Source organism: Nocardia sp. N2S4-5, from assembly GCF_044628355.1.
Lineage (GTDB): Bacteria > Actinomycetota > Actinomycetes > Mycobacteriales > Mycobacteriaceae > Nocardia > Nocardia wallacei_B.
This window is the reverse complement of record NZ_JBIUPM010000001.1, coordinates 4,429,653-4,449,623: the sequence shown is the minus strand read 5'-3', so window position 1 is coordinate 4,449,623 and position 19,971 is coordinate 4,429,653. Positions and strand designations below refer to the sequence as shown.

20 protein-coding genes are annotated in these 19,971 nt (G+C 69.1%); 16 read left to right on the top strand and 4 right to left on the bottom strand.

Going from position 1 to position 19,971, the window contains the following annotated elements; translation table 11 throughout:
* Positions 1–8: 8 nt before the first annotated feature.
* On the bottom strand, positions 9–863 hold the full coding sequence (locus tag ACFMRZ_RS20335; protein ID WP_400180351.1) for an SDR family oxidoreductase: 855 nt from the start codon (positions 861–863) through the stop codon (positions 9–11).
* On the bottom strand, positions 860–2,386 hold the full coding sequence (locus tag ACFMRZ_RS20330; RefSeq protein ID WP_280370692.1) for an aldehyde dehydrogenase family protein: 1,527 nt from the start codon (positions 2,384–2,386) through the stop codon (positions 860–862). Before ACFMRZ_RS20330 ends, ACFMRZ_RS20335 begins: the two co-directional genes overlap by 4 nt.
* 745 nt (positions 2,387–3,131) lie before the next feature.
* On the opposite strand from ACFMRZ_RS20330, the gene ACFMRZ_RS20325 reads away from it, so the two are divergent.
* Positions 3,132–4,424, top strand: coding sequence for a PucR family transcriptional regulator (locus ACFMRZ_RS20325; RefSeq protein WP_400180350.1), 1,293 nt, complete (start codon positions 3,132–3,134; stop codon positions 4,422–4,424).
* A 196-nt stretch (positions 4,425–4,620) separates the two neighbouring features.
* On the opposite strand, the gene ACFMRZ_RS20320 is transcribed toward ACFMRZ_RS20325, so the two are convergent.
* Positions 4,621–4,854: a DUF2277 domain-containing protein gene (locus ACFMRZ_RS20320; protein ID WP_280274975.1), complete on the bottom strand. Its 234-nt coding sequence runs from the start codon at positions 4,852–4,854 to the stop codon at positions 4,621–4,623.
* Positions 4,855–5,012: 158 nt separating this feature from the next.
* On the opposite strand from ACFMRZ_RS20320, the gene ACFMRZ_RS20315 reads away from it, so the two are divergent.
* Positions 5,013–5,840, top strand: coding sequence for a DUF1266 domain-containing protein (locus ACFMRZ_RS20315; RefSeq protein WP_280274974.1), 828 nt, complete (start codon positions 5,013–5,015; stop codon positions 5,838–5,840).
* A 49-nt stretch (positions 5,841–5,889) separates the two neighbouring features.
* Here the strand turns inward: ACFMRZ_RS20315 and ACFMRZ_RS20310 are convergent, their stop codons facing one another.
* On the bottom strand, positions 5,890–6,810 hold the full coding sequence (locus tag ACFMRZ_RS20310; RefSeq protein ID WP_280274973.1) for a hypothetical protein: 921 nt from the start codon (positions 6,808–6,810) through the stop codon (positions 5,890–5,892).
* A gap of 313 nt (positions 6,811–7,123) precedes the next feature.
* On the opposite strand from ACFMRZ_RS20310, the gene ftsH reads away from it, so the two are divergent.
* From ftsH to lysS, 14 genes are all read left to right on the top strand, one after another.
* Complete coding sequence (gene ftsH / locus ACFMRZ_RS20305) at positions 7,124–9,511, top strand: ATP-dependent zinc metalloprotease FtsH (protein ID WP_280274972.1); 2,388 nt, start codon at positions 7,124–7,126, stop codon at positions 9,509–9,511.
* Positions 9,512–9,679: 168 nt separating this feature from the next.
* Positions 9,680–10,306: a GTP cyclohydrolase I FolE gene (gene folE / locus ACFMRZ_RS20300; RefSeq protein ID WP_280274977.1), complete on the top strand. Its 627-nt coding sequence runs from the start codon at positions 9,680–9,682 to the stop codon at positions 10,304–10,306.
* Positions 10,307–10,326: 20 nt separating this feature from the next.
* Entirely contained in the window at positions 10,327–11,235 is a 909-nt protein-coding gene (gene folP / locus ACFMRZ_RS20295) for a dihydropteroate synthase (RefSeq protein ID WP_400182919.1), read from the top strand.
* A 25-nt stretch (positions 11,236–11,260) separates the two neighbouring features.
* Positions 11,261–11,614 carry a dihydroneopterin aldolase gene (folB, locus tag ACFMRZ_RS20290; RefSeq protein WP_400180349.1) on the top strand — a complete coding sequence of 118 codons (354 nt, stop codon included), beginning with the start codon at positions 11,261–11,263 and terminating at the stop codon, positions 11,612–11,614.
* Complete coding sequence (gene folK / locus ACFMRZ_RS20285) at positions 11,611–12,147, top strand: 2-amino-4-hydroxy-6-hydroxymethyldihydropteridine diphosphokinase (RefSeq protein ID WP_400180348.1); 537 nt, start codon at positions 11,611–11,613, stop codon at positions 12,145–12,147. Before folB ends, folK begins: the two co-directional genes overlap by 4 nt.
* Before the next feature lie 5 nt (positions 12,148–12,152).
* Positions 12,153–12,623, top strand: a complete 471-nt coding sequence (locus ACFMRZ_RS20280; protein WP_400180347.1) for a DUF3180 domain-containing protein — start codon at positions 12,153–12,155, stop codon at positions 12,621–12,623.
* A gap of 70 nt (positions 12,624–12,693) precedes the next feature.
* Entirely contained in the window at positions 12,694–13,755 is a 1,062-nt protein-coding gene (locus ACFMRZ_RS20275; RefSeq protein ID WP_400180346.1) for a DUF6779 domain-containing protein, read from the top strand.
* A 121-nt stretch (positions 13,756–13,876) separates the two neighbouring features.
* Positions 13,877–14,833, top strand: coding sequence for a Rossmann-like and DUF2520 domain-containing protein (locus ACFMRZ_RS20270; protein WP_280271481.1), 957 nt, complete (start codon positions 13,877–13,879; stop codon positions 14,831–14,833).
* Positions 14,830–15,792 (top strand): pantoate--beta-alanine ligase, encoded by a 963-nt coding sequence (gene panC / locus ACFMRZ_RS20265; RefSeq protein WP_400180345.1) that lies wholly within the window; start codon positions 14,830–14,832, stop codon positions 15,790–15,792. Before ACFMRZ_RS20270 ends, panC begins: the two co-directional genes overlap by 4 nt.
* Before the next feature lie 14 nt (positions 15,793–15,806).
* Positions 15,807–16,226 carry an aspartate 1-decarboxylase gene (panD, locus tag ACFMRZ_RS20260; RefSeq protein WP_280271483.1) on the top strand — a complete coding sequence of 140 codons (420 nt, stop codon included), beginning with the start codon at positions 15,807–15,809 and terminating at the stop codon, positions 16,224–16,226.
* Positions 16,227–16,238: 12 nt separating this feature from the next.
* Positions 16,239–17,030, top strand: a complete 792-nt coding sequence (locus tag ACFMRZ_RS20255) for a type III pantothenate kinase (RefSeq protein WP_280271484.1) — start codon at positions 16,239–16,241, stop codon at positions 17,028–17,030.
* A 203-nt stretch (positions 17,031–17,233) separates the two neighbouring features.
* Positions 17,234–17,872, top strand: coding sequence for a cysteine dioxygenase family protein (locus ACFMRZ_RS20250; protein ID WP_280271485.1), 639 nt, complete (start codon positions 17,234–17,236; stop codon positions 17,870–17,872).
* The gene (locus tag ACFMRZ_RS20245; protein ID WP_280271486.1) at positions 17,869–18,324 is read left to right on the top strand and encodes a rhodanese-like domain-containing protein; all 456 of its coding nucleotides are present in this window, start codon (positions 17,869–17,871) and stop codon (positions 18,322–18,324) included. The genes ACFMRZ_RS20250 and ACFMRZ_RS20245 overlap by 4 nt, the downstream gene beginning before the upstream one ends.
* Positions 18,325–18,471: 147 nt before the next feature.
* Complete coding sequence (gene lysS, locus ACFMRZ_RS20240) at positions 18,472–19,938, top strand: lysine--tRNA ligase (protein ID WP_280271487.1); 1,467 nt, start codon at positions 18,472–18,474, stop codon at positions 19,936–19,938.
* Positions 19,939–19,971 lie beyond the last annotated feature (33 nt).

The window sequence follows — 19,971 nt, the reverse complement described above, 5'->3', positions numbered from 1 at the left end:
AAACCGGGCTATTCCGTCCCCGGGCCCGCCGTCCCCGTACGCACCCGCTCCTCGTATGCCTTGCGCTCACTGGAGTCGACCTCGTCGAGGAAGGCGTGCTGTGAGCCCAGCGCGCGGCCCAGGGCATCGCCGACGGACTGCGGCAGCAGGCCGAAGACCTGGGCGATCGTGCCCGCGACCGCGGTGACCCGGACCTTCGCCTTCGGGGTGACGAGCAGTTTGGCGATGGCGTTCGCGATCTCCTCCGGCTCGGCCGGGCGCAGCAGCTTCGGCGGCGTCACACCCGACCCCAGCTCCGTCTTCGTCAGCGTCGGCAGCACCGAGGAGAACGACACGCCGGTGCCCCGATACTCCTCGCGCAGCGTGTCGGTGAAGCCGAGTACCGCGTGCTTGGTGGCGTTGTAGGTGGCCAGGCCGGGGATGTGACTCTCGCCGGCCAGCGAGGCGATGTTGACGACGTGGCCGCTGCGCCGCGGCAGCATCCGGGCCAGGGCCAGCTTCGATCCCAGCACCACGCCGTAGACATTGATGTCGAGAATGCGGCGGGTCAGCGCGTCGGGCTCGTCGACCAGCTTGCCGGTCGGCATGATCCCGGCATTGTTGATCAGCACGTCGATCGGGCCGAGTTGCCGTTCCACCTCGTCGAGGAAGGTACTGAACGACTGCTGGTCGGTGACGTCGAGCCGGCCGTAGTGGTCGAAATCCTTTGCCGCGCCGGACTCCTTCACCGCCGTCTCGTCCACGTCGCCGATCGCGATCTTCGCGCCGAGCGACTGCAGCCGGGTGGCCGTGGCCAGGCCGATGCCGCGCGCCCCGCCGGTGATGACCACGACCTTGCCGCGAATCTTTCCGAATTCGGTCACTTGCCTTTACCTCCCACGGTGTCGAGTACGTCCCGGATGCCCAGGCGCCGCATGCCGCGGGCCCCGGCCGCGCGCATGGCGCTCAGCGCGAAGCCGAGTTTCGCTGTGCTGTACGGGAACCAGAACAGTTCCTTCTGCTGCGTCGGCAGTATCGGTGCGGTGACGGCCTGCTTGCGGCAGTACTTGCGCACGCCGTCCGCGCCGCCCCAGCGGTAGCCCACGCCCGACTGCTGCCAGCCGCCCATCGGCAGCGCGAAGTTGAACAGGTTGGCGAACACGTCGTTGATGTTCACCGCGCCCGCGTTCAATTGCCGCGCGATGCGTGCGCCGCGCGCCTTGTCGCCGGTCCACACCGACGCCGACAGCCCGTAGATCGAATCATTGGCCAGCGCAACGGCTTCGGCCTCGTCGGCGACCTTCATCACCGGCAGTGTCGGGCCGAAGGTCTCCTCGGTCATGCACGCCATGCCGTGGTCGACCCGCACCAGTACGGTCGGCTCGAAGAAGGTGCCCACGCCGGTGGGCTTGCCGCCGGTGAGCACCTCGGCGCCCTTGGCGACCGCGTCCTCGACGTGCCGGGAGACGATATCGCGCTGTGCCTCGTTGGCCAGAGCGCCTATGTCGTAACGGGATTCGCGGCCGTCGGCGCCCTGGCGCAGCGCGCGCACGTGCTCGGTCAGCTTGGCGACGAACTCGTCGTACACCGGCTCCTCGACGTAGACCCGCTCCACCGAGATGCACACCTGGCCCGCGTTGAACAGCCCGCCGAACGCGATGCCGTAGGCGGCGCGGTCGATATCGGCGTCGGCGAGCACGATCGCGGGGTCCTTGCCGCCGAGTTCCAGACTGTAGGGGACGAACCGGTCCACGCAGGCGGCGGCGATCGCGCGGCCCGTCTTCGTGGACCCGGTGAACTGCACGTAATCGACGGTGTTCACCACGGCCGCACCGGTTTCCCCGGCTCCCGTCGCCACCGCGAGGACCGGCGGCGCGCCGATCTCCGCCCAGCCGCGCGCCAGCTCCAGCGCCGACAGCGGCGTCACCTCCGACGGCTTGAGCAGCACCGCCGCGCCCGCGGCGAGCGCCGGGATCACGTCCAGTGCGGGCATGGCCAGCGGGAAATTCCACGGCGTGATCACGCCGACCACCGGATACGGCCGGTACACGGTGGTCAGCCGCTTGACCCGGGCGAGTGGGCTGTGTGGCGAGGGGTGTTCGTCGGCCAGGAACTTCCCCGCCCGGCGGGCGTAGTAACCGATCAGATCCACCGCGAAGCTGGGGTCGATGAGGGCGTCCACGCGGGGTTTGCCGGTCTCCGACTGGAGCACGTCGGCGAGGTGGTCGGTGTTGTCGATCAGCCAGTCCTGCAGTTTCAGCAGCCAGCGCTTGCGGCCGGCGGCGCCGATCGCCTCCCACTCGGGCTGATACAGCCGCAACTGCCGGACCTTCTCCGCGACCGCGTCGGGTGTGTCCACCGGTACCCGGCCGATCACCGTCCCGTTCGCGGGGTTGCGAACCTCGATTTCGGCCGGTGCCGCCGGTGCTTTCCGCCCCGCAGCCTGTCCGGCCGGGGCGTCCTGTGCGGCAGTCTGTCCGGCGGGAACCTCCTGCGCCGCAGCCTTCTTCGCGGGCGCTTTCTTCGGCGCAGCCTTCTTGGCAGTCGCCTTCTTCGCCGCAGTTCCCCGCGCTGCCGTCTTCTTCGCCGCCGCCTTCTTTCCCGGATCTTCCTGCGCTGCTGCCTTTTTCGCGGGAGTACCCTCTGCCGCAGTCTTTTCCGCCGGGCTCTGCGCTGCGGCGGTGTTCTGTCCCTCAGCCTGCTGTGCCGCAGTCGTCTTCTGCGCCGACGTCGCCTTCGTGGTCGGGTCTCCCTGCGCTGCCGCCGAGTTCTCCTGCGCCGCCGTTTTCTTCGCCGGGTTCGCCCGCGCTGCGGTCGTTTTCTTCGCCGAGTTTGCCCGCGCTGCGGTTGCCTTCTTCACCGGTGCTTTTTCGGTGGATGGCTGCTCGGCCGCGGAGTCATCCGTTGTGGATTTCCGGGCCGATGTCTTGCGGGTGGATCCGGCGGACTTGCGTGGTGGGCCCGCCTGGCCCGGATCGGGCAGCGGGTCGGTGTTCGTCACGATCTGTTCTCCCACATGCGCTGCGTTGCGACTTTGTGAATCAGTTCACTGAACTATGATCGTGACACAATCCTCGAGCGACTTCTTGGTTTCGACGGTCAATGCGCGAGGGTGTTTTTGTATTCGGAACACAAATATCGGGGAGGTCTTCGTGGCGGTCGGACCGCCCGACGTGGTGGTGCGGCAGTGGATCGCCGACTTCGTCGCCGAGACCCTGCGCAGTGACACCCTGGAACAGGTCGTCGACCGCCTCGACCTGACGATCGTCCGGCGCGTACCCGAACTCGCCGACCGCGACATGCGCCGCGATCTGCAAGCCAGCACCCGAGCCCACGCGCTGGCGGTTCTGGGCGGCCTCACCCAGGACAAAATGGACTACCCGGTGCCGACGGAGGCGCACGCCTTCGCCCGCACCCTCGCCCGGCGCGGCCACGATCTCCGTCTGCTGCTGCGGACCTATCACGTCGGTCAGGAGGCGGTGCTCGAATACATGACGGAGGTCCTCGAGGCGCGACAACTCCCCGCGAACACCGAACGCGCGACCCTGCTGCGCCTGTTCGACCGATCGACCCGTTGGATCAGCACCTCGATCGAAGCGCTGACCGACACCTTCATGGAAGAGCGCGAACGTGGCCTGCGCGCGGCACTCAACCAGCGCACGGAAATTGTCAGGGCATTGCTGGCGGGCGAGGAACTGGATGCCGACCAGGCGACGGCGCGCCTGGGCTACCGGCTGGCGCAGCGGCATCTCGCATGCGTGCTGTGGACGGAGAAGAACGCCACCGGCGTACTCACGGTCGCGGACGGCGTACCCCTCGCGCCCGGCGAGAGTGAAACCCTCGGCCTGCTGGAGCGCATGGCCGCCCGCTCGGCCGCCACGGTCGGCAACGGCGCGGTGCTCACGGTGCCGTCGGGAGCGGCCGCGCTGTGGGCATGGATCGGAGTCGACGGCGACCCGGACGACCTGGTCGCGGCGTTCGACACGGCGGCCGCCGCCCCCGGCACCCTCGAGGCCGCCGTCCGAATCGCGGTCGGCACACCCGCCGACCACATCGCCGGTTTCCGCCAGAGCCACCGCGAGGCGGTGGCCGCCCGCCACGTGGCCGAACGCGCCGCCCACCCCATCCCGCGCCTGCTGCGATACCCCGATGTGGAAGTCGCCTACCTGGCAGGCGCGGACGAGCCCGCGATGCGCGCCCTGATCGCCCGCGAACTAGGCCCCCTGATAGGCCCGGATCCAGGCTCCGCCCGCCTCCGCCAAACCCTCCACGCCTACCTCCGCTCCCACCGCAGCCCCGACACCACCGCGAAAACCCTTGGCGTACACAAGAACACAGTCCGCTACCGAATCCAGCGAATAGAACAACTCCTGGGCCATCCCATCGAAACCCGCAGCCTCCAACTGGAAATCGCCCTGAACTGCACAGCCGTCTTCGGCACCTGACCCCCCACCAACCCGCACACCTGTCGCAGCCCAATCCCCGCCACCCCCGAGGCACACCATCTTGCAACTGCTCACCCCAAGTTCGCGGCCCGGCTCGATTCTGGACCGACGGAGCGGGGGAGCGAAGCGGAGGAGCGGAGGAGGGAAGAATCGAGCCTCAGGGGCCGCGAACCGCGACGCCGAAGGCGGCGCAAAATTACCTGAGCGGCGAGTCCGTGACCGGTGGCAACCCCCGTTCCGGCAATTCGGCGAGTAGTTCGGTAGTGGCTGCCGCGACGGCCGCGACCGCCTTGTCGAAGGCCGGCTTGGTGGTGGTCGACAGGCCGGACAGGCCACCGACCTTGCGCACGTATTCCTGTGCGGCCGCGTATATTTCCTGCTCGGTCGCAGGGGGCTCGAGCCCACGCAGGACGGTGATGTTTCCACTCATGGCCAGAGATTAGCGTCCGGTACCGGACCGCGACAGGGCAAGAATGTACTGATGTGAAAATTGTGTGTTGCGCATGTCGGCTACTTCGCAGGCGCGTCGTGGCGAACACGCGACGCCGGAGGCAGCGCAATTGCGCGCCGTGGGACACAATCGGAGGCATGGCTGCCCGCGACGTGCCGACGCTGACCACCTTTCCCTACGAGGAGCTGGACCGGCGCGAGGAAGATCACTGGTCCGGTGCGCAGGTTTCCGACGACGAGCTGCGCGCGCTGTCGCTGGGCGCGTTCTACTCGGCCCGCTGGGACGCCTTCCACGACGCACTGCTCCTCGGTCCGGAGCGTGAGCATCCGATGGGCGACCGCCGTGAGCTGGCCATCGACACACTGACCGGCGCGTGGGGCATCACCGACGGCACGGAGGCGATGGCCTCGATGGAGCAGCTGCTCGACGGCATGCACTCCCCGCTGTATGCGCTGGTGCACCCGCTGGTCACCACGGCGATCAATTCGCCCGAACGGGACCGTTTCGGTGAGCGCGCCGATCGGCATCGGGCTTTTCTGCGGCAGGTGGGCGCGTTTCGCGGGATGGACAATCCCGAGGCGCTGGTGCGCGATTACGACATCTGGTCGCAGGCGATCAAGCTGGGTCTCATCGACCATCTGGTGCAGCCGCTGCCGTCCGATATCGAGGCGTGGGATCTGGCCCGCGTGGTGGCGGTGGCGCGGATGGCTTTCACGGCCGGATATCTCGACGCGGATGTCGCCTGGGATTACGTGATGCGGGCGTTGCCGTCGGCGCAGCGCCGCTATCGCAATTGGCGTCAGTTCGGTGATTCGTTCATCACCGGCTGGACTTACTGGCAGGCGTGCGAGGATCTGGCCGAGCTGAAATCCGGCGGGGTCGACCGGCGCCTGGAACTGGTCCGCCTGTGGTTGCGGCCGACCAGCCCCTGGCGCCGAATCTCGTTGCAGTCCAACGACGAATGAGGCCCACCGCCCGGAATGTCCGGCACTTCAGCGTGCCGCCGGGGCGGTGTCAGTCGGGCAGGGAGCGGAGGATCCCGCGGCCGTAACGCTGGAACTGCGCGTCGTCGACCATGCCGAGCGAGTGCCGCTCGACCAGTAGCTCCCACTCCGAATACAGTTGCGCCACACCGGGATCCGGGGGCGCGACGGCGCCGTCGGCGGCTTCGCGCTGGATCGCGAAGGTGAGTGCGCCGACCACCCGGTCGGTATCGGCGCGGTCGTATCCGGTGAAGCGCAGCGTGGTGTTGCCGTCGGTCACCTCGATGCCGTACTCGCCGGTGTGGCCGGGGTCGTCGGTCAATCGCGCCGACAGCAGGGCCTGGACGGGCATCTCGTAGGCGGCGCGGCTACCGGCCGCGGTCGAGACGAAGAGCATGCGGGTGGTGGTGACCGCGAGCAGTCCGCGGCCGCGCCCGGCCGGTGGTTCCGCCCCGGCCAGCGCCGCTTCCAGCGCGAATTCCTCGGGGGTGACCAGCTTGTGTAAGTCCGCGATCGCCGCGCGGGCCTCGCGCCGCGGCGCCATCCGGCGGACGGCCCGGTCCACGTCGGCCCGGATCGGGCCGGCCTTGCCCCACGCGGGGGCGGGCGGGGTGAGGTCGGGCACGGACATGTCGATGCGCTGCGTCGCCACGATCTGGGCGTTGATCCGCTCCACGATCACGGTGGCGGCCGGCACGTCGTGCTCCGCGATCAGCACCGGAAGCGGGGTGCGGTCGGCGGGTATGCCGGTCAGCAGCGAGGTGGGGTACCGCAGGTAGATCTCGATGACGACGGCGTCGTCGCTGCGCCGGTTCAGCCGGACCTTGAGCAGATCGGAGATCGGCACGTCGAGCACGCGCTCGCCGTCGGTCCCGCCGGGGCGCAGCACCTGCAGGCGCCCGCCGCCGTGACGCAGAATCGCTGTGGGTGTCCGTAGCTCGACTATGTCCATACCCCCTGCGCTCTTGTTGTGTTGTGCCTCACAATAGGACGTGCATGCCATGATTGTTGCCACTTGGGAAGACACTCACCGGTGTCCACCCGATAGGCCGGGAACCACCTGCGTTCTCCGACCGTTCATCAGTTGAACTGCATCAGCTGCCGAACTGCGCGATGTAACGAGTAGACCGTACGCGGTAACGTGGCTTGTCCGCATCCGTTCCGCCGGACCCGGCCGGGATTCGGAACGGTTACGGAACGCCCGAACGCATCGTAGGCACGCACCCGGATACACCGGAAAGGACTGGCCAGCCGGCCGACGCTCTATGAACCGCAAGACAGTGTTTCGCAACCTGGCCATAGTCGCGGGCATCCTGCTCGTGATCTATCTGGTCAGCTACTTCAGCAACGACACGCGCGGCTGGAAGAACGTCGATACCTCGGTGGCGCTCACCCAACTGCAGGACAAGCCCAATGTCGAGCAGGTCCAGATCGATGACAAGGAACAGCAGCTGCGCATCACCCTGAAGAAGGGCAACGATGCGACCGGCGGCCAGAACCAGATCATCGCCAAGTACCCCGGCGGCAGCGAGGTGTCCTCGCAGATCCTGAAGGACGTGCAGGCCTCGGGCGCGCCGTACAACACGAGCGTCAAACAGGACAGCTGGTTCACTCAGATCCTGCTGTTCGTGCTGCCGATGGTGATCCTGCTCGGCCTGTTCGTCTTCGTGATGGCCCGCATGCAGGGCGGTGGTCGCGGCGGCATGATGGGCTTCGGCAAATCGAAGGCCAAACAGCTGTCCAAGGACATGCCCAAGACCACGTTCGCGGACGTGGCGGGCGCCGACGAGGCCGTCGAAGAGCTGTACGAGATCAAGGACTTCCTCCAGAATCCCGCTCGCTACCAGGCGTTGGGCGCCAAGATCCCCAAGGGCGTGCTGCTGTACGGGCCGCCCGGAACCGGTAAGACGCTGCTGGCGCGCGCCGTGGCGGGCGAGGCCGGGGTTCCGTTCTTCACCATCTCCGGCTCGGACTTCGTCGAGATGTTCGTCGGTGTCGGCGCGTCGCGCGTGCGTGACCTGTTCGACCAAGCCAAGCAGAACAGCCCCTGCATCATCTTCGTCGACGAGATCGACGCGGTCGGCCGCCAGCGCGGCGCGGGCCTCGGCGGCGGTCACGACGAGCGTGAGCAGACGCTGAACCAGTTGCTGGTCGAGATGGACGGCTTCGGCGACCGCACCGGTGTGATCATCATCGCGGCCACCAACCGCCCCGACATCCTGGATCCGGCGCTGCTGCGCCCGGGGCGTTTCGACCGTCAGATCCCGGTCTCCAACCCGGATCTGGCCGGGCGTCGCGCCATTCTGCGGGTGCACTCGCAGGGCAAGCCGATCGCCTCCGACGCCGACCTGGACGGTCTGGCCAAGCGCACCGTCGGCATGTCCGGCGCCGATCTGGCCAACGTCATCAACGAGGCCGCGCTGCTGACCGCCCGCGAGCACGGCAATGTCATCACCGGGCCCGCGCTGGAGGAATCGGTCGACCGCGTGATCGGCGGTCCGCGGCGCAAGAGCCGCATCATCAGTGAGCACGAGAAGAAGATCACCGCGTACCACGAGGGCGGCCACACCCTGGCCGCGTGGGCGATGCCCGATATCGAGCCGGTCTACAAGGTGACGATCCTGGCCCGCGGCCGCACCGGCGGCCACGCCATGACCGTGCCCGAGGACGACAAGGGCCTGATGACCCGCTCGGAGATGATCGCCCGTCTGGTGATGGCGATGGGTGGCCGCGCGGCCGAGGAACTGGTGTTCCACGAGCCGACCACCGGCGCCTCCTCCGACATCGACCAGGCCACCAAGATCGCCCGCGCGATGGTCACCGAGTACGGCATGAGCGCACGGCTGGGCGCGGTGCGCTACGGCCAGGAACAGGGCGACCCGTTCCTCGGCCGCACCATGGGCACGGCCTCGGACTATTCGCACGAGGTCGCCCGCGAGATCGACGAGGAGGTGCGCAACCTCATCGAGGCCGCGCACACCGAGGCGTGGGCGATCCTCAACGACTACCGCGACGAACTCGACGCACTGGCCACCGCCCTGCTCGAACGAGAAACCTTGCACCGCAAGGATCTCGAACAGGTCCTGAGCACCGTCGACAAGCGGCCGCGCATCACCGCGTTCAACGACTTCGGTGAGCGCGTCCCGTCGGACCGGCCGCCGGTGAAGACCCCGCGCGAGCTGGCCGCCGAGCGCGGCGAGCCGTGGCCGGACGAGCAGGAGCAGGCGGTCCGGCGGGCCGCGGCCCAGCCGGTCCCCGCCAACGGCTACCCGCCGGAGCGTCCGGCGGCGTCGCAGCCGGGCTACCGGCCCGCGCCGCAGCCCGGCGGTTATCCACAGCCCGGTGGCGGTGCGCCCGCGTACCCGCGGCAGGGCGGCGGCACGCACGGTTCGCGGCCGGATTACGGCGCTCCGGCCGGTTGGTCGGCGCCCGGTTGGCCGCCACAGGAGGACGCACAGCCGGATCGCCCGCAGGGTTCCGGCGCCACGGGCTACGGCGGATCGCAGCAGAGCGGAGGCTGGGCGCCCGCGGGCGGTCAGCGCTACGGCCGTCCCGGCTGGAACCAGCCCGGCGACCAGGAGGGCTCGGGCTACCAGCGGCCCAACGGCGAGAGCGAGAGCGGCGATTGGGACGGACCGAACGGCCGCCACTGATCTTCGGTGATTAGGCTCGATACCCGGGATGCCGAGGAATTACCGGTAGCCCGGTCGCGTTCGAGGCTGGAGGGCCGTGTCCCGCGCAGTCGGGCGCGACATGTTCTCGAGTTGTGGAGGTGTCCCCGAGTGTCGGTCAACAACCGTGCCGTAGCGGAGTCCGACGCGTTGTCGGCGCGTTCCGCGGCCGCCGAGGATACCGCCGTCGTGGCCTTGGAGACGGGTCGCCCGTTCGATCAGGACCGCGCCGAGGCGGCGGTCCGGGAATTGCTGATCGCCGTCGGCGAGGATCCGGATCGGCCGGGTCTGGCCGAGACTCCCGCCCGGGTGGCGCGGGCCTATCGCGAGATGTTCGCGGGCCTCTACACCGAGCCGGACGCGGTGCTCAACACCACCTTCGACGAAGGGCACCAGGAATTGGTGCTGGTCCGCGACATCCCGCTCTACTCCACCTGCGAGCACCACCTGGTCTCGTTCCACGGTGTGGCGCACGTGGGTTACATTCCCGGCCCGCACGGCCGGGTCACCGGGTTGTCGAAACTGGCCCGGGTGGTGGATCTGTACGCCAAGCGTCCGCAGGTGCAGGAACGGCTGACCAGCCAGATCGCCGACGCCGTGATGCGCAAGCTGGACCCGCGCGGCGCGATCGTGGTGGTCGAGGCCGAGCATCTGTGCATGGCGATGCGCGGCATCCGCAAACCGGGCGCCAGCACCACCACCTCCGCGGTGCGCGGAATGCTGCAGACCAGCGCGTCCTCGCGCGCCGAGGCCCTCGATCTGATCCTGCGGAAGTGAGCGGGCGTGTGGTGTCCGAACTGACGCAGCTCATCGCTCCGCGCGGGGGACGTTCCTGTGTGGTGATGGGTGTCGTCAACGTCACCAGCGACTCGTTCTCCGACGGTGGCCGCTACCTGGACCCGGAACTGGCTGTCGCGCACGGTGTTCGGCTGTTCGAGGCGGGCGCGGACATCATCGACGTGGGCGGGGAATCGACTCGGCCAGGCGCGGTCCGCATCGATCCGCGGATCGAGGCGGACCGGGTGACGCCGGTGATCCGGGGCCTGGTCGAGGCCGGGGTGCCGACCAGCGTGGACACCATGCGGGCGAGCGTCGCGGAGGCGGCGATAGCGGCGGGCGTGTCGGTGGTCAACGATGTCTCGGGCGGGCGGGCCGACGCCGACATGGTGAAGGTGGTCGCGGCGGCCGGGGTGCCGTGGATCCTCATGCACTGGCGGGCCGGGGCGGACTACCGGCACACGGGCCCGGCCGAGCAGTACGGTGACGTGGTCGCCGAGGTGCTCGAGGAGCTGTCGATCCAGGTGGATCTGGCGATGGCGGCGGGTGTGCACCCGAGCCGGCTGGTGCTCGATCCCGGTCTGGGTTTCGCCAAGAACGCCGGGCACGACTGGGCCTTGCTGGGCGCACTGCCCGAACTCACCGCCCAGGGCCTGCCGGTGCTGATCGGCGCCTCCCGCAAGCGTTTTCTCGGCAGGCTGCTGGCCGACGGCGAGACGCCGCGACCGCCCGCCGGCCGCGAGGTGGCGACGGCGACGGTCTCGGCGCTGGCGGCGTTGCACGGCGCCTGGGGTGTGCGAGTGCACGACGTGCGAGCCTCCCTGGACGCGATCGCGGTGACCGACGCCTGGCGGCGAGCGGCCGAGGACCGGCGCCGGGTGGGAGATAGAGCAGGGCAGTCCGAGACGATCGACGGCACGAGGGAGTAATCCGCTGAGTACCGACCGCATCGAATTGCGCGGGCTGCGCGCGTTCGGTCATCACGGCTGCTTCGACTTCGAGCGCCGTGACGGCCAGGAGTTCGTCGTCGACCTCACCCTCTGGCTGGACTTCGCCGCGGCCGCGGCCTCCGACGACCTCGACGCCACGGTCGACTACGGTGCGCTCGCCGGTCGCGCGGTGGCGATCGTGCAGGGCGAACCGCGCAATCTGATCGAGACGGTGGTCTCGGAGATCGCCGACGACATCATGGCCGATCCGCGCGTCGCCGCCGCGGAAGTGGTGCTGCACAAGCCTTCCGCCCCGATTCCGCACACCTTCGCCGACGTCCGGGTGGTCGCGACCCGCCGGCGCGAGGCGGTGGCATGACCCGCGCGGTGTTGTCCATCGGCTCGAATCTGGGCGACCGGCAGGCGCACCTGCGCAGCGTGGTCGACGCGTTCGCGCCGCAGTTGATCGCGGTGTCGTCGGTCTATACGACCGCGCCGTGGGGACCGGTGCCGCAGGACGACTACCTGAACGCCATTCTCGTGGTAGACGATTCGGACGCGACGCCGCGGGACTGGTTGGCCCGTGGTCAGGACTTGGAGCAGGCCGCGGGACGGGTACGCGAGGTGCGCTGGGGCGCACGGACTCTCGACGTCGACGTGGTCTGGTGCGGAGAGCGCCGGGACGGCGAGCTGCGATCGGTACGCAGCGCCGATCCGGAATTGACGCTGCCGCACCCGCAGGCGCACAATCGCGCGTTCGTGCTGGCGCCCTGGCTGGAGGCGGATCCCGATGCGGTGCTCGAGGTGGACGGCGTGGCGCGGCCCGTGCGAGAACTGCTGGCGGAGTTGCCACCCGCCGAACGAGACGGCGTGCGGCGCACCGACCTTCGACTCCGGCCGGTGATCTCGTGAACGTCATGAAACCGACCAAGCTGTTCGACCTGACCGCGAACGTGCTGATCGCCGCGGCCGTCGCCTGGGTCGCCACGCGCTGTGCGTACTCCAGTTTCCCGCCGATCAGCGTGATCGCGGGCGCCTCGCTGTATCCGGTGGCGGCGCTGGAGGCGGTGCTGGCCTTCATGATTCGGACGCGGGTGCACGATCAGCGCATCGGCGACGGCCCCAAGCACCTGCACCCGATCACGGCCGCGCGCGCGGTCGCGCTGGCGAAGGCCTCGGCGCAAGTGGGCTCGCTGGCCGCCGGAGTCTGGCTGGGTTTCCTCGTCTGGGTGTTCCCGCAGCGGTCGACGCTGCGCGCGGCGGCCGCGGACACCCCCGGTGCCGTCGTGGGATTGGTCGCGGGTGTGGCGCTGGTGGCGGCGGCACTGTGGCTGGAGTATTGCTGTCGCGCGCCGAGCGATCCGCCGGACGAAGCGGCAACTTCATAGCAATCCTTCCGAAAGGAATCACCGGCCGGGCTTGCCGCCGGCGTCGGCCATCCGAGCTACCCTGACGGGCATGGTTTCGCCCGCCCGTAGCAGTACTTCCCGTCGATGGCGGGGAGTCGCGGGAAAATTCGTCGTCGGTGTATTGATTCTGCTCGGACTGATTGCCAGCGTTTTCCTGAGTTTCAGTGACAGCCTGCAACTGACCCGCATCGGACTGATCGCAGCCCTGTGGACTGGGGCGATCGGTGTCATGGTGGCCGGCAGGTACCGCCGGGAGTCGGCAGTGGACCGGGTCAAGATGCGTGACCTGCAAACGGTGTACGAGTTACAACTGCGGCGCGAGATTGCCGCACGGCACGAATACGAACTCGGTGTCGAATCCCGGGTCCGCGCGGAAGTCGGGGCCGAGGCCGCGGAAATGGCCGCGTTGCGGGCCGAGCTGGCTGTGCTGAGGGAAAGCCTGCAACGGCTGTTCGACGGTGACCTGCCGGTCGAGCGGCCCGCATTGCGCGCCGATGTGGTGCGAGTTCCGGAATTGCCCGCACGCTCGGCGAACGGTAGCTCGCCGGATACCGACACCTGGGATGCGTGGAGTGTGCCCGCCGTGCCGCGCGGTTCGGTGACGCCGGTCTTCGAGACCAGCCATCCCGAAGCGCCGCTGTTCGCCAGCCCGGACGACGATCCGGTGACCGCGGAGACCTCGATCGTCTCGGCCGAGCCCGGCCCGCGGTCACGCGATTCCTGGACCGCCTGGGAGCAGACCCCCGAGCCGAAGTCGTCCGACACCTGGACCGCCTGGTCGGAGACGCCCGAACCCGATCCCGAGGCAGCCGAGCCCGAGCCGGAACGGCCGAATTCGCAAGCCGATCCGGAACCGGTCAACGGCGCCGGGTCGGAAGGCGCCGCGTCGGTGAACGGCGCTTCGTCGTCCGCCGTGCCGGAGACCAACGGCACCGCGGTCGCACCGTCCGAAGAGGCCCGGCCACCGGCCAAGGCGCCCTCCGCCATCGGCACCGCGGGCACCCGCCGTCGCCGCCGCGCGGAGGCCGGGGACGGCGAGCACAACGGCCACCAGTTGACGGTCGCCGAGATCATGGCCAACCTACGGTCGGAGCAGAACAGCTCGAACTGATCGGCGCTGGTGGGGAACATCACCGGCCCCGGCCCTGTCCGCGCGTCCCGGCCCGGCCTATCCTCGGAACCGATAACGTCCGGTACCCGCACGGCGGGACTGGAACGACTTCGAGAGGACAATGGTGACCTCTGAATCTGCACGGCCCGATGCGGGCCGGAGTGTCTCAGGGAGTGACCCGGCGCCCGCACGACTGACGGTGGGAATCGTCTCGGCGGGACGCGTGGGGTCGGCGCTCGGCGCGGCATTGGAGCGCGCCGGGCACGTCGTATTCGGGGTGTCCGCGATCTCGGACGCCTCCCGGCAGCGCGCCCGCGCGGCGTTGCCCGATTCGCGGATCATGCCCGCCGAGGAGGTCGCTGCCCGCAGCGAACTGCTGGTCCTGGCGGTGCCCGACAGCGAGCTGGCCGGTCTGGTCGCCGGGCTCGCGGCGGCGCGGGTGGTGCGGCCCGGCACGATCGTGGCGCACACCTCGGGTGCGAACGGCATCGCGGTGCTGGCCCCGCTGACCGAACTCGGCGCCCGTCCTCTGGCCATCCATCCGGTCATGACGTTCACGGGCCACGACGAGGACACCACCCGGCTCGGCAACGCCTGCTTCGGCATCACCGCCGCCGACGAGGTCGGCTACGCCATCGCCCAGTCGCTGGTGATCGAGATGGGTGGCGAGCCGGTGCGGGTGCCCGAGGAGCATCGCACGCTCTACCACGCCGCCCTCGCGCACGGCAGCAATCATCTGGTCACGCTGATCGTCGACGCCGTGGCCGCCCTGCGCGCCGCCCTGGAGGGGCCCGGCCTGCTCGGCCAGCAACTGGTCGACGATCAGCCCAACGGTCTGGCCGAGCGCATCCTGGCGCCGCTGGCCTCGGCCGCACTGGACAACGCCCTGCGGCGCGGGCAGTCGGCGCTGACCGGACCGGTCGCGCGCGGCGACACCGCCGCGGTCGCCGCCCATCTCGCCGCCCTCACCGCGGTCGACCCCCGCCTGGCCGAGGGCTATCGCGCGCTGTCGCTGCGCACGGCCGAACGGGCGCGCACCGACCCCGCTCTGATCGATCTGCTGGAGGGACCCCGATGACCGATACGACGCGGCTGCAGGCCCTGCGCGGCAGCTATCGGCCCGGCCAACTGACCGTGCTGCACGATCCGGCGACGCTGACCGCGGTGGCGGAGGCGCTGCGCTCGGTCGGGCGCAAGGTCGCGCTGGTGCCCACCATGGGCGCGCTGCACGAGGGCCACCTGCACCTGGTGCGGCAGGCCAAGCGGACCAACCAGGTCGTGATCGTGTCGATCTTCGTGAACCCCTTGCAGTTCGGCGCCGGCGAGGACCTCGACAAGTACCCGCGCACCCTCGACGCCGACGTGGAATTGCTGCGCGGCGAGGGCGTCGAGCTGGTCTTCGCGCCCAGCGCCGCCGAGATGTACCCGGACGGTCCGCGCACCTCGGTGCATCCGGGCCCGCTCGGCGCCGAGTTGGAGGGCGCCGCCCGCCCGACCCACTTCGCGGGCGTACTCACCGTCGTGGCGAAACTGCTGCAGATCGCGCGTCCGCACGAGGCGTTCTTCGGCGAGAAGGACTACCAGCAGCTCGCCCTGATCCGACAGTTGGTGCGGGACTTGAACTTCGGCGTGCGGATCGTGCCGGTCGCGACGGTCCGTGAGGCCGACGGTCTGGCCATGTCCTCGCGCAATCGGTACCTCGCGCCGGAACACCGCGAAGTGGCGACCACTCTGTCCGCGGCGCTGGCCGCCGGACGGCACGCCGGTGGGCTGGGTCCGGACGCGGTGCTCGCGGCGGCCCGGAGCGTCCTCGCCGGGGTACCCGACTTGGACGTGGACTACCTCGAACTACGCCGCGCAGACCTGACGCCGCTCACCGAGCCCTGCCCGCCCGACTGGAGCGGCAACGCCCGCCTGCTGGTCGCGGCCCGCCTCGGCACGACCCGCCTTATCGACAACACGGCCGTCACCCTCCCGACGTCGCTGGACGGCCACCCCACGACCCCGAATGCCCAGCCTGCCCAGGCGAACTCGTAGGAAGGCCGACGACGATGTTGCGCACCATGATGAAGTCCAAGATCCACCGCGCCACGGTGACTCACGCCGACCTGCACTACGTCGGCTCGGTGACCGTCGACCCGGACCTGATGGACGCCGCCGATCTGCTCGAGGGCGAGCAGGTCTGCATCGTCGACATCGACAACGGCGCCCGGCTGGAGACCTATGTGATCGCGGGCGAGCGCGGTTCCGGCGTGATCGGAATCAACGGCGCCGCAGCGCATCTCGTGCACCCCGGCGATCTGGTGATCCTGATCGCCTACGGGATGATGGACGAGGCCGAACTGCGCGAGTACGCGCCGCGGGTGGTGTTCGTCGACGAACGCAACCGGCAGGTGGAGCTGGGTTCGGATCCGGCGCACGCGCCGGCCGGTTCGGGTCTGTCCTCGCCGCGCACGCTGACTCCGGCGTAGGAGACATCCGGGATGCTGCTGACCATCGATGTCCGCAACACCACCATCGAGATCGGCCTGTTCTCCGGCAGTGGCGAGCACGCGAAGATCGCGCAGACCTGGCGCATCCACACCAACCCGCTGCTCACCGCCGACGAATTCGCCATGCAGGTGCGCGGGCTGATCGGCGAGCAGGCCGAGCAGGTGGTCGGGGTGTCGGCGCTGTCGACGGTGCCGCCGGTACTGCGCGAACTGCGCGAGATGCTGAGCCGCTACTGGAGCCACGTCCCGCACGTGCTGGTGGAACCCGGTGTGCGCACGGGCATTCCGCTGCTGGTGGACAATCCGAAGGAGGTCGGCGCCGACCGCATCGTCAACTGCCTGGCCGCTTATCACCGCTTCGACGCCCCGGCCATCGTCGTGGACTTCGGCACCGCCATCTGCGTGGATCTGGTGTCGGCCAAGGGGGAGTTCCTCGGCGGCGTCATCGCTCCCGGCGTGGAGATCGCGACGGAGGCGATCGTGGAGCGCACCGCGCTGCGCCGAGCCGAGTTGGCCCGGCCGCGCTCGGTGGTGGGCAAGAACAGCATGGAATGCATCCAGTCCGGCGCGGTGTTCGGCTTCGCGGGCCTGGTCGACGGCCTGATCGACCGCATCCGCGACGAACTCGACGCCTTCTCCGGCGACGACGTCGTGGTGGTCGCCACCGGACAGTCCGCGCCGCTGATCGTGCCCGAGTCCGAGACCATCGAACGCCACGAGCCGCACCTGACGCTGGAGGGTCTGCGGGTGGTCTTCGAACGAAATCTCCAGCGTCGGCGGTGAGAGCCCTCCGGAACGACGGGGATGGCGCGCCGGTGGTGTGGGGAATCCGACACCGCATTTGCCCGGTGGGAACCTGCTGCTAAACTTCCGGACGTGTCTTACCGCGTGACCACCCAGGAGTGTTGTCGAGGCTGATTCGCCTCGGCTGATGTCGGGGCTTCGCATTCGCCCCCGGCCATCCTCACTCTCCTGGAGTCTCGCTCATGCGGTCCTCTGCAGTTTCCTATTCCACCCGTGCTCGTTCGGTCGCGTCGCCCGTCGTCGCGCCCCGGCCCGCGGTGCGACTCTCCGCCGACGTCACCGACCGGCCGATCGTCTCCGCGCTGCCCACCCGGCTGCGCCCGGCCGATCTGCTGCGGCTCACCGATGAGGGCGCCGAGGACGTGCTGGCCGGTCGCTTCGACCATCTGCTCCCCGCCGACGGCGAATGGCCCCGCGACAATCGCTGGGCCGTGCGGCTGCAGTCCGACGAGGAAGTCGACGTCTGGCTGATCAGCTGGGTGCCCGATCGCTCCACCGAACTGCACGACCACGCCGGTTCGCTGGGCGCGCTCACGGTCCTCAGCGGGGCGTTGTCGGAGTTCCGCTGGAACGGGCGGGAGTTACGCCGGCGCACGCTGACGGCGGGCGACCAGGCCTCGTTCCCGCTCGGCTGGGTACACGACGTGGTACGCGCGCCCGACGAGTTGGCCGGGCCCGCCGAACCGTCGAATCCGACCCTGTCGGTGCACGCCTATTCACCACCGCTCACCGCCATGTCCTATTACGAGGTCACCGGTCACGGCACGCTGCGGCGCAGCCGGACGGTCCTCACCGACCAGCCCGAAGGCGAAGTGAAATGACCCAGCCGACGCACGGGAGCGCGCCGCGCAGCGGAATCGACCGCATGCTCGACCACGCGCGTTCGCAGTTGCAGCGGATCTACGCGTTCGAATTGCCCGAGGCCGTCGCCCGGGGCGCGTTGCTGGTCGACATCCGGCCGCAGGCGCAGCGGGTGAAGGAGGGCACGCTGCCGGGCGCGCTGGTGATCGAGCGAAATGTGCTGGAATGGCGGCTGGACCCGACCAGTTCCGCCCGGCTGGCGCTGGCCACCGATCATGACGTGGAATGGATCGTGGTCTGCTCGGAGGGCTACACCTCCAGCCTGGCCGCGGCCGCCCTGCAACAGCTGGGATTGCACCGCGCGACCGATCTGGTGGGCGGCTATCAGGCGCTGAAGGCGACGGGATTGGTGTCGGTCGCCGCGGGCGCCCCGCACATCGCCCGAGAGGTCGTCGCGGTCGCCTCGGTGTAATTGCCGCGGATTGGGGGTGAATTACGGCGCACGATAGGGTAGTGCGCTGTGAGCACCCCGAACAACCCTTCGTCCGGTAGCTCCGCGGGTTCGGTTCCTGCGGGGCAATCCCGTCCTGCCCCAGCGGAAGTCGACGTTCCGGAGCAGATGCGGATTCGCCGGGAGAAGCGGGAGCGGCTGCTCGCCGAGGGCGGTGAGGTCTATCCGGTAGCGGTGCCGCGCACGCACACCCTGGCGGAAATTCGGGCCGCCTATCCCGACCTGGCGGCCGATACCGCCACCGGTACGCAGGTGGGTGTGGCCGGGCGGGTCATATTCATGCGCAATACCGGCAAACTGTGTTTTGCGACGCTCCAGGAGGGCGACGGCACCAAGTTGCAGGCGATGATCAGCCTGAACGGTGTCGGAGCGGATGCGCTGGCGGCCTGGAAGGCCGATGTGGACCTCGGCGACTTCGTATTCGTGCACGGCGAGGTGATCTCTTCGCGTACCGGTGAATTGAGCGTTATGGCCGATTCCTGGTCGATAGCGGCCAAGTCGCTGCGGCCCCTGCCGGTGGCGCACAAGGAGATGGGCGAGGAGTCGCGGGTCCGGCAGCGGTATGTCGATCTGATCGTGCGGCCGGAGGCGCGGGAAATGGCGCGCACCCGGGTGAAGGTGGTGCGCGCACTGCGAAATGCATTGGAGCGCAGGGACTTTCTCGAGGTCGAGACGCCGATGCTGCAAACGCTGCACGGCGGCGCCGCCGCGCGTCCGTTCGTGACCCACTCCAATGCCCTCGATATGGACCTCTACCTGCGTATCGCGCCGGAGTTGTTCCTCAAGCGCTGCGTCGTCGGCGGCATCGAGCGGGTCTTCGAGATCAACCGCAACTTCCGTAACGAGGGCGCCGACTCCACGCATTCGCCGGAGTTCGCGATGCTGGAAACGTACGAGGCCTACGGCACCTATGACGATTCCGCGCGGATGGTCCGGGAATTGGTGCAGGAGGTGGCGCAGGAGGTCTTCGGAACCCAGGTCGTGACGCTGGCCGACGGCACCGAATACGACCTGAGTGGCGAGTGGAACACCGTCGAGATGTACCCCTCGCTGTCGGATGCGCTGGGTGTTGCGGTGACGCCCGAAACGACCGTGCCGGAATTGCTCGAGCTCGCCGACCGGGTGGGCCTGGAAATTCCGCCGAACAAGGGCTACGGCCACGGCAAACTCGTCGAGGAACTCTGGGAGCACACCTACGGCGACAAGCTGTACGCGCCGACTTTCGTGCGCGACTTCCCGGTGGAGACGTCCCCGTTGACGCGGCAGCATCGCAGCAAGCCGGGCGTGACCGAGAAGTGGGACCTGTATGTCCGCGGCTTCGAGTTGGCCACGGGTTATTCCGAACTGGTGGACCCGGTGATTCAGCGGGACCGCTTCATCGATCAGGCGAGATTGGCGGCGGCGGGTGACGACGAGGCCATGCGGCTGGATGAGGACTTCCTCGCGGCCATGGAACATGGTATGCCGCCGACAACGGGCACCGGTATGGGAATCGATCGGTTGCTGATGGCCTTGACCGGTCTGGGAATCCGGGAAACGATACTGTTCCCAATTGTGCGTCCGACAGCTCGCTGAGTCGTCGGATTCGAATGCCGAAGTCTCGTGTTG